Genomic DNA, 1954 nt, shown 5'->3' with positions numbered 1-1954 from the left:
CTGCCGGGGTCAACTCGGAGGAAGGTGGGGACGACGTCAAATCATCATGCCCCTTATGTCTTGGGCTTCACGCATGCTACAATGGCCGGTACAAAGGGTTGCGATACTGTGAGGTGGAGCTAATCCCAAAAAGCCGGTCTCAGTTCGGATTGGGGTCTGCAACTCGACCCCATGAAGTCGGAGTCGCTAGTAATCGCAGATCAGCAACGCTGCGGTGAATACGTTCCCGGGCCTTGTACACACCGCCCGTCAAGTCACGAAAGTTGGTAACACCCGAAGCCGGTGGCCTAACCCCTTGTGGGAGGGAGCTGTCGAAGGTGGGACTGGCGATTGGGACTAAGTCGTAACAAGGTAGCCGTACCGGAAGGTGCGGCTGGATCACCTCCTTTCTAAGGAGCACCTACAACTTTCYCTGCCGGGCGTTATGTCCGTGTGGTGGGGTTGTCAGGAGTACGCCCGTTGCGCAGACGATTGTTCTGCGGCGGGTGCTCACGGGTGGAATATCAACGAATAGGTGCCTGGCGGCACAGGCCGGCAGTTAGTACGGATGCTCTCTTGAGGGTGTCCTGGAACGCACGCCGGAATGAGCTGCTGGGTAGTGTTTGGCACACTGTTGGGTCCTGAGACAACAGGACCGGGAGGGTTTTCCTTTCCGGAGCTGGTTTGTTTCTGGTTTCCTGGCTGCACCGATCACRCGGTTGTTCCCTTTTGTGGGGCGTGTGTGGGGTGTGTGGTACGGGGTTGTTGTTTGAGAACTACATAGTGGACGCGAGCATCTTTTATAAGAAGCAATTTCCAAGAATATGAACCTGGATCTGTCGCTGTTGCCTTTTGGGGTGATGGTGGTGGTTTCTGTGGTTCTCTCGAAAATTACTCCTTGATCTTTTGTGGTCAAGTTTTTAAGAGCACACGGTGGATGCCTTGGCATTAGGAGCCGAAGAAGGACGTAGGAATCTGCGATAAGCCTGGGGGAGTCGATAACCGGACTGTGATCCCAGGGTGTCCGAATGGGGAAACCCCGCCAGGGGCGCGAGCTGCCTGGTGACCCGCATCTGAACACATAGGGTGCGTGGAGGGAACGCGGGGAAGTGAAACATCTCAGTACCCGCAGGAAGAGAAAACAATAGTGATTCCGTCAGTAGTGGCGAGCGAACGCGGATCAGGCTAAACCGTTCCATGTGTGATAGCCGGCGGGCGTTGCATGGTCGGGGTTGTGGGACTTCCCACTCCAGCTCTGCCGGGCTGGGAAGGTGAGAGTGCAGGCATAGGTGAACGGTCTTGAAAGGCCGGCCGTAGAGGGTGTGAGCCCCGTAACCGAAATGTTGTGCACCGCCTGGTGAAGTATCCCAAGTAGCACGGGGCCCGAGAAATCCCGTGCGAATCTGTCAGGACCACCTGATAAGCCTAAATACTCCCTAATGACCGATAGCGGACCAGTACCGTGAGGGAAAGGTGAAAAGTACCCCGGGAGGGGAGTGAAACAGTACCTGAAACCGTGTGCTTACAATCCGTCGGAGCCTCCGCGAGCGATCGTGTTGGGGTGACGGCGTGCCTTTTGAAGAATGAGCCTGCGAGTTAGTGTTACGTCGCGAGGTTAACCCGTGTGGGGAAGCCGTAGCGAAAGCGAGTCTGAATAGGGCGTTGCAGTGGCGTGATCTAGACCCGAAGCGAAGTGATCTACCCATGGCCAGGTTGAAGCGACGGTAAGACGTCGTGGAGGACCGAACCCACTTCAGTTGAAAATGGAGGGGATGAGCTGTGGGTAGGGGTGAAAGGCCAATCAAACTTCGTGATAGCTGGTTCTCCCCGAAATGCATTTAGGTGCAGCGTTGCGTGTTTCTTACCGGAGGTAGAGCTACTGGATGGCTAATGGGCCCTACAAGGTTACTGACGTCAGCCAAACTCCGAATGCCGGTAAGTGAGAGCGCAGCAGTGAGACTGTGGGGGATAAGCT

Annotated in this window: 2 rRNA genes; both read left to right on the top strand. The window is 55.7% G+C overall.

The window, feature by feature from the left end:
- Window positions 1-389: ribosomal RNA gene (locus AC1DVK_RS26760) — 16S ribosomal RNA — on the top strand; the annotation flags it as partial.
- A 500-nt stretch (window positions 390-889) separates the two neighbouring features.
- Window positions 890-1954, top strand: a 23S ribosomal RNA gene (locus AC1DVK_RS26755); the annotation flags it as partial.

Source organism: Peribacillus sp. P4_B1, from assembly GCF_056402395.1.
The sequence above is the reverse complement of the archived record's forward strand: the minus strand, read 5'-3'. Positions and strand labels throughout refer to the sequence as shown.